We start from the raw sequence: 7,340 nt of genomic DNA on the forward strand, positions 1-7,340 counted from the left end.
GTAATGTGGTTTTCAACCCTTACACTTTTTCTTGTTCCAGTAGTGTTTCAATGAATGATTCCGTAACCAAAATGATTTCATCCGATCCTTCTTCCGGCATGATGCATAGGCCGCTCGGAACCTTGACATTCGACGGCACGATCGCCTGCTCGATATAGGCGTTTTCCCCAATGACAGCATCCGGCATAATGACTGAGCGACTGACATGCGCTCCCTTTTTCACTGTGGTTCCTTGAAACAAGACGGATTTGCGGATGGTACCTTCAATCGTACATCCTTCGTTCACAAGAGATCCCTCCACAGAGGCTTCTTCAGAAATATATTGAGGCGGCTCATTTGGATTAACCGAATACACTCTCCAGTCGTGATCGAACAGATTCAGCTCATTTTCCTCATCAATCAAGTCCATATTGGCTTCCCATAGGCTCTTAACCGTTCCGACATCTTTCCAGTACCCTTTAAACGGATAAGCCATCAGCTTTTTCTTCTCATCAAGCAGCAAAGGGATAACATCCTTCCCAAAGTCATGGCTGGAATCGGGATTACGCTCATCCATCTCCAAGTAATCCTTAAGCACTGAATAATTGAAAATATAGATACCCATCGAAGCTAGATTACTCTTAGGAAAAGCCGGTTTTTCCTCGAACTCTGTGATTCTCATTTCCTCATTTGTGTTCATAAGACCGAACCTGCTTGCCTCATCCCAGCCTACTTCAATGACAGAAATCGAAACGTCTGCTTTCTTCTCAATGTGATAATCCAGCATTTTGCTGTAATCCATCTTATAAATGTGATCTCCCGATAGAATCAATACATATTCAGGATCATATTGCTCAAGATAGTTCATATTTTGATAGATCGCGCTGGCCGTTCCCGTATACCAGCGCATCTCGGATGATTCCGCATAAGGCGGCAGTACGGTCACTCCACCATTTTTACGATCAAGATCCCATGCACTTCCAATCCCGATATAAGAATTCAATACTAATGGTTGGTACTGAGTAAGGACACCCACCGTATCAATCCCGGAGTTCGTACAATTGCTCAATGTGAAATCAATAATGCGGTATTTCCCTCCAAAAGGTACGGCTGGTTTTGCCAGGCTCTTTGTCAATGAGCTTAACCGGCTCCCTTTTCCACCTGCTAATAACATCGCTACACATCTACCTTTTCCCATCCTTCTCTCCCCTTTCAATCTATTGGTTTTAAATAAACGGCTGCGTATGGTGGAATCGTCATTTCCACATATCCATCTCTTCCATGGTACGACTCATTGTGCACAACAAGAGGCATTGGATTCACCTGATGAGAACCCCCAAATCGTTCATCATCGCTATTCCAAATTTCTTCATAAGAAGAAACCTTATTCACACCCACCTTATACTGGTGGTACACATGAGGGCTGAAATTACAGATCACTACAAGATGATCTCCCTTCTCTTTCCCATTTCTGATAAAAGAGAAAATCTGCTGCTCACTATTATCCACATCCACCCATTCAAATCCTTCTGAACGATGATCCATTTGGAATAATGGTTCAGCACCTTTATATAAATGCATAAGTTCTTTAAAATATGAATTGAATTTGTGATGAAAATCGTAATCCAACAAATGCCAATCTAATTCCTCTAAATCCTTCCACTCTGAAAACGGGGCAAGTTCACTTCCCATAAACAGAAGCTTTTTCCCTGGATGAGCCATCATATAGCTCAGAAGCAGCCGGTATTGAGCGAATTTCTGCCAGTAATCACCGGGCATTTTATTCAATAATGACTTCTTCCCATGGACCACCTCGTCATGGGAAAACGGAAGCACATAATTCTCTGAATACGCATATAACAAGGAAAAGGTTATAAGAGAATGTACATGCCTTCTTTCAGACGTATCTGTTTCCATATATTTAAGGACGTCATTCATCCATCCCATATTCCACTTATAATTAAAGCCCAGTCCTCCATAATGAACAGGGGATGTCACCTGAGGCCAGTCTGTAGAATCCTCTGCTATCATCAAAATCGAAGAGTCATACTCAAAAACGGCCTTATTCAAGTTTTTTAGAAACTGTAAGGCTCCCTCATTAGGAGCAAGCTCTCCCTGGTTTGCCCAGTAAATAATATTGGCCACTGCATCAATCCGGAAGCCATCAATATGATACAGATCCATCCAGAAACGTGCATTCGATATCAGGAAGCTTCTCACTTCCCCCTTACCTAAATCAAAATTTGCCGTTCCCCACGTATAATTCTCACGGTCCCGTTCCTCTCCATACTCATAAGCAAACGAACCATCAAATTCATATAACCCGTGGGCATCTTTACAAAAATGACCCGGGACCCAATCCAAAATCACGCCAATATTATGTAAATGACATTCATTCACGAACGCCATCAATTCATGAGGTGAGCCGTAGCGACTAGTCGGTGAATAATAACCAGTACCCTGATACCCCCAAGAACGATCAAACGGATGCTCCGTGACAGGCAGCAACTCAATATGTGTAAATCCTTGTTCTTTCACATGAGGAATTAATTGTTGAGCTAATTCCTTATAAGATAGAAACTTACCCGCTTTCTTCTTCCATGTGCCCAAATGCACTTCATAAATCGCCATAGGCTTGTCATAGACCGTCGAACTGGCTCGATCCTCCAGCCACTTCTCATCCTCCCAAGAAAATCCCTGCAGCTCATACACCACGCTTGCAGTATTTGGACGCTTCTCAGAAGCAAACCCATATGGATCCGCCTTCAGCTTCTTTAAACCTGATAGAGTGGTAATCTCGTACTTATACGTTTCTCCCGATAGATCCCCATCTATGCGAATTGTCCATAAACCTTCGTTATTCCGCCGTGTAAGTTCATACCCGGCTCCATTCCAATGATTAAAAGAGCCAACCAATGAAACATGTCTTGCTTTCGGTGCCCAAACGCAAAATTCTGTATAGGTCCCAGCGGAATCTCTTCTCACATGTGAACCCATAAACTGATAGGCCTGCTGCAAATTTCCCTCATGAAACAAAAAAACATCATAATCTGATATGGTCATTGCGTTCATCAACTCACCTACATTTTTTCAATCTACTTACTACTTTCTTTCAACTTCATCAAAATCCTCTTTATTATCGTCGCTCAATTACGACAATTTCCTACATACTTATGATAAAATGGTTCGCTTTTGGAAAGTCTTACTAAATGGTAAGGTTTACATTGGAAGAACATAGGGGAAACGTGTTGAATTCATAGCGTAATTTGTCGAAAGTTTTTATATTAAAAAAGTGAAATTTTAGGGAAATGCAGAAGGATTCCGGTATTTTGTATCGTTTTTGGCTGGTTGTGAGATTGATGGCGATGTCGAATTGAGGAGTGATTAGGAATGGATGATAAATCTGGCGGTTGCTTGTTTAGGGTGGATAAACCCTGTTTTATGGGATTTTTTATGGGACAATAAAGGAGGAATCATGCATAGTGTAATCTTTGGAGGAGGTAGGGGGCTATTCAATACTTTGAGAAGATTAATGGGGAGATTAAGAGGTGGTTGATGCCTTTTATTCTTCGATGATCACTGACTGAATACCCCCTCACATCTTCCGATTATCGTATTGAAAAATTCGAGCTAATAAGAAGATTGTAGAAGTTGATAATATATGTTGGAAAGTCGATAATAAAGTGGTCATAGTCGATAATATATCCCTCGTACAGAAGTAGAAGCATGCTTTCTCATGTAAAACCGCTTATTTTAATCCCGATCTGGCTCCATATTCAATTAAATCGCTTCATTAAGTCATGTTTTTAATTTATTTTTAATAAAATGACCACCAACTTTACTTTGTATAACAAAAAAAGACTATCAAAAATGATAGTCTTTCTTCAGATGACCCATACGGGATTCGAACCCGTGTTACCGCCGTGAAAGGGCGGTGTCTTAACCGCTTGACCAATGGGCCATAATATGGCGGAGAAGGAGGGATTTGAACCCTCGCGCCGGTTGCCCGACCTACACCCTTAGCAGGGGCGCCTCTTCAGCCACTTGAGTACTTCCCCATATTATTGGCTCCGCAGGCAAGATTCGAACTTGCGACCGATCGGTTAACAGCCGATAGCTCTACCACTGAGCTACTGCGGAATAATGAAATGGTGGGCCTAAGTGGACTCGAACCACCGACCTCACGCTTATCAGGCGTGCGCTCTAACCAGCTGAGCTATAGGCCCAAAAATAATTGGAGCGGGTGAAGGGAATCGAACCCTCATCATCAGCTTGGAAGGCTGAGGTTTTACCACTAAACTACACCCGCACTTTTTATATAAGAAGATATGGGGCGACTGATGGGAATCGAACCCACGAATGCCTGAACCACAATCAGGTGCGTTAACCACTTCGCCACAACCGCCATAATGTCTTCAAATAAAAAATGGTGGCTCAGGACGGAATCGAACCGCCGACACATGGATTTTCAGTCCATTGCTCTACCAACTGAGCTACTGAGCCTTACTTAGAGTATAATATTTAATTATGAACCATAATCTTATAAAAAGAAAATGGCGGTCCGGACGGGACTCGAACCCGCGACCTCCTGCGTGACAGGCAGGCATTCTAACCAACTGAACTACCGGACCAAAGTTTTTTCGCGATAGCGAAAATAACTATCCATGCGTGACTTATGAAAGATTAACGATAACCTCTTATGAAAATAAGTCAAAAATGGTATTGCGGGGACAGGATTTGAACCTGCGACCTTCGGGTTATGAGCCCGACGAGCTACCGAACTGCTCCACCCCGCGACGATAAAAATGAAATTCCCATTAAAGTAAATATGGAGGAGGAAGGGGGATTCGAACCCCCGCGGGCTGTTACACCCCTGTCGGTTTTCAAGACCGATCCCTTCAGCCGGACTTGGGTATTCCTCCGTAATGAAATGGTACTTGGTGGACCTTGTAGGACTCGAACCTACGACCGGACGGTTATGAGCCGTCTGCTCTAACCAACTGAGCTAAAGGTCCCTTTTGGTAGCGGCGGAGGGGATCGAACCCCCGACCTCACGGGTATGAACCGTACGCTCTAGCCAGCTGAGCTACACCGCCAAGATACATTTAATATCAAATTAATTGATAGATGGATCTCTCAAATATCAATGACGTTTATTTTGCTTTCGCAAAAAAACCAATGAAGATTATTTTGCTGTTGCAAAAAATCTTGGTGGAGCCTAGCGGGATCGAACCGCTGACCTCCTGCGTGCAAAGCAGGCGCTCTCCCAGCTGAGCTAAGGCCCCAAAAGAAGTGGTCGGGAAGACAGGATTCGAACCTGCGACCCCTTGGTCCCAAACCAAGTGCTCTACCAAGCTGAGCTACTTCCCGAAATATATGGCGCGCCCGAGAGGAGTCGAACCCCTAACCTTTTGATCCGTAGTCAAACGCTCTATCCAATTGAGCTACGGGCGCTAAATGATTCTATTGTTCTTTCCTTACTGACAAACGCAAGTTAAGGAAAGATATTTTGCTTACGCAAATTCAGGAAAGATATTTTGCTTACGCAAAAATCTTTGGTGCCGAGGACCGGAATCGAACCGGTACGGTAGTCACCTACCGCAGGATTTTAAGTCCTGTGCGTCTGCCAGTTCCGCCACCCCGGCAAAATCTTCTGGAGCGGAAGACGGGATTCGAACCCGCGACCCCCACCTTGGCAAGGTGGTGTTCTACCACTGAACTACTTCCGCAAAATAAATGGTGCGGGTGAAGGGACTTGAACCCCCACGCCTTGCGGCGCCAGATCCTAAGTCTGGTGCGTCTGCCAATTCCGCCACACCCGCATGATATAAATGGAAAGATATTTTGCTGCGCAAAAATCTTTGGTGAGCCATGAAGGATTCGAACCTTCGACCCTCTGATTAAAAGTCAGATGCTCTACCAACTGAGCTAATGGCTCATCTGAAAAGATGATATTTAAAACCAAAATGGTGCCGGCAAGAGGACTTGAACCCCCAACCTACTGATTACAAGTCAGTTGCTCTACCAGTTGAGCTACACCGGCATATGTGATTGGTTTTTATATAAGAAAATTTAAGGGGAGATATTTTGCTGACGCAAAAATCTTTGGTGGAGGATGACGGGATCGAACCGCCGACCCTCTGCTTGTAAGGCAGATGCTCTCCCAGCTGAGCTAATCCTCCAAAATATAAAGCCTGGCGACGTCCTACTCTCACAGGGGGAGATCCCCCAACTACCATCGGCGCTGAAGAGCTTAACTTCCGTGTTCGGCATGGGAACGGGTGTGACCTCTTCGCCATTATCACCAGACTATTTCTTGTCTCTTTTTTAAGGACAAGTACTATTATATCGCGTAGATATATTTTTTCAAGGTTTTTTTATATTTTCGTATAAAATTTATTCCCTGAAAACTAGATAAAGAATTGATGTCAAGAAAGCCGAATATCGACCATTGTTGCATCTACTTCTTCAAGTAGATACCATTCCAGCTCCGGCGGCTAGAGACTCGAGGTCATTTCAGTTCAATCAGCTGAGGGTAAAAAGCACCCTCTTCTGATTGCTCAGAAATGCTTGTCGTCTCTGTTCAAGCCGCCTCCGCTTTATAATGTGGTTAAGTCCTCGATCGATTAGTATCAGTCAACTCCACATGTCGCCATGCTTCCATCTCTGACCTATCTACCTAGTCATCTTCTAGGGATCTTACTCACTTACGTGATGGGAAATCTCATCTCGAGGGGGGCTTCATGCTTAGATGCTTTCAGCACTTATCCCTTCCGCACATAGCTACCCAGCGATGCCTTTGGCAAGACAACTGGTACACCAGCGGTGCGTCCATCCCGGTCCTCTCGTACTAAGGACAGCTCCTCTCAAATTTCCTGCGCCCACGACGGATAGGGACCGAACTGTCTCACGACGTTCTGAACCCAGCTCGCGTACCGCTTTAATGGGCGAACAGCCCAACCCTTGGGACCGACTACAGCCCCAGGATGCGATGAGCCGACATCGAGGTGCCAAACCTCCCCGTCGATGTGGACTCTTGGGGGAGATAAGCCTGTTATCCCCGGGGTAGCTTTTATCCGTTGAGCGATGGCCCTTCCATGCGGAACCACCGGATCACTAAGCCCGACTTTCGTCCCTGCTCGACTTGTAGGTCTCGCAGTCAAGCTCCCTTGTGCCTTTACACTCTGCGAATGATTTCCAACCATTCTGAGGGAACCTTTGGGCGCCTCCGTTACTCTTTAGGAGGCGACCGCCCCAGTCAAACTGCCCACCTGACACTGTCTCCCACCCCGATAAGGGGCGCGGGTTAGAATTTCAATACAGCCAGGGTAGTATCCCACCGATGCCTCCACCGAAGCTTG

At 44.9% G+C, this 7,340-nt stretch carries 2 protein-coding genes, 21 tRNA genes and 2 rRNA genes; all 25 read right to left on the bottom strand.

The features are described from left to right. Window positions 1–19: 19 nt before the first annotated feature. Window positions 20–1,177: a glucose-1-phosphate adenylyltransferase gene (locus tag DET59_RS11740; RefSeq protein ID WP_113969869.1), complete on the bottom strand. Its 1,158-nt coding sequence runs from the start codon at window positions 1,175–1,177 to the stop codon at window positions 20–22. Window positions 1,178–1,191: 14 nt separating this feature from the next. Further along, window positions 1,192–3,051 carry a 1,4-alpha-glucan branching enzyme gene (gene glgB / locus DET59_RS11745; protein ID WP_397540937.1) on the bottom strand — a complete coding sequence of 620 codons (1,860 nt, stop codon included), beginning with the start codon at window positions 3,049–3,051 and terminating at the stop codon, window positions 1,192–1,194. Window positions 3,052–3,868: 817 nt separating this feature from the next. Then, window positions 3,869–3,940 (bottom strand) — tRNA-Glu (locus DET59_RS11750). A 6-nt stretch (window positions 3,941–3,946) separates the two neighbouring features. Further along, window positions 3,947–4,037, bottom strand: a tRNA-Ser gene (locus DET59_RS11755). A 7-nt stretch (window positions 4,038–4,044) separates the two neighbouring features. After that, window positions 4,045–4,119, bottom strand: a tRNA-Asn gene (locus DET59_RS11760). Between the two features lie 9 nt (window positions 4,120–4,128). Further along, a tRNA-Ile gene (locus DET59_RS11765) sits at window positions 4,129–4,205 on the bottom strand. A 9-nt stretch (window positions 4,206–4,214) separates the two neighbouring features. Next, a tRNA-Gly gene (locus DET59_RS11770) sits at window positions 4,215–4,288 on the bottom strand. 20 nt (window positions 4,289–4,308) lie between these two features. Beyond that, window positions 4,309–4,384, bottom strand: a tRNA-His gene (locus tag DET59_RS11775). A gap of 22 nt (window positions 4,385–4,406) precedes the next feature. Then, window positions 4,407–4,482: transfer RNA gene (locus DET59_RS11780), tRNA-Phe, on the bottom strand. A 51-nt stretch (window positions 4,483–4,533) separates the two neighbouring features. Beyond that, a tRNA-Asp gene (locus tag DET59_RS11785) sits at window positions 4,534–4,610 on the bottom strand. Between the two features lie 91 nt (window positions 4,611–4,701). Further along, window positions 4,702–4,775, bottom strand: a tRNA-Met gene (locus tag DET59_RS11790). A gap of 33 nt (window positions 4,776–4,808) precedes the next feature. Beyond that, a tRNA-Ser gene (locus DET59_RS11795) sits at window positions 4,809–4,901 on the bottom strand. 16 nt (window positions 4,902–4,917) lie between these two features. Further along, window positions 4,918–4,994 (bottom strand) — tRNA-Ile (locus DET59_RS11800). 4 nt (window positions 4,995–4,998) lie between these two features. Beyond that, window positions 4,999–5,075: transfer RNA gene (locus DET59_RS11805), tRNA-Met, on the bottom strand. A 113-nt stretch (window positions 5,076–5,188) separates the two neighbouring features. Beyond that, a tRNA-Ala gene (locus DET59_RS11810) sits at window positions 5,189–5,264 on the bottom strand. A gap of 8 nt (window positions 5,265–5,272) precedes the next feature. Further along, window positions 5,273–5,349 (bottom strand) — tRNA-Pro (locus tag DET59_RS11815). A gap of 7 nt (window positions 5,350–5,356) precedes the next feature. After that, window positions 5,357–5,433 (bottom strand) — tRNA-Arg (locus tag DET59_RS11820). 102 nt (window positions 5,434–5,535) lie between these two features. Continuing rightward, a tRNA-Leu gene (locus DET59_RS11825) sits at window positions 5,536–5,624 on the bottom strand. Between the two features lie 9 nt (window positions 5,625–5,633). Then, window positions 5,634–5,708 (bottom strand) — tRNA-Gly (locus tag DET59_RS11830). Window positions 5,709–5,716: 8 nt separating this feature from the next. Beyond that, window positions 5,717–5,801 (bottom strand) — tRNA-Leu (locus DET59_RS11835). A 40-nt stretch (window positions 5,802–5,841) separates the two neighbouring features. Next, window positions 5,842–5,917, bottom strand: a tRNA-Lys gene (locus DET59_RS11840). Window positions 5,918–5,946: 29 nt separating this feature from the next. Then, window positions 5,947–6,022: transfer RNA gene (locus DET59_RS11845), tRNA-Thr, on the bottom strand. A gap of 63 nt (window positions 6,023–6,085) precedes the next feature. Continuing rightward, window positions 6,086–6,161 (bottom strand) — tRNA-Val (locus DET59_RS11850). A gap of 10 nt (window positions 6,162–6,171) precedes the next feature. Beyond that, a 5S ribosomal RNA gene (gene rrf, locus DET59_RS11855) occupies window positions 6,172–6,288 on the bottom strand. Between the two features lie 297 nt (window positions 6,289–6,585). Continuing rightward, window positions 6,586–7,340 (bottom strand): 23S ribosomal RNA (locus tag DET59_RS11860); the annotation flags it as partial.

The organism is Rossellomorea aquimaris, from assembly GCF_003315075.1.
GTDB classification, from domain to species: Bacteria; Bacillota; Bacilli; order Bacillales; family Bacillaceae_B; genus Rossellomorea; species Rossellomorea aquimaris_C.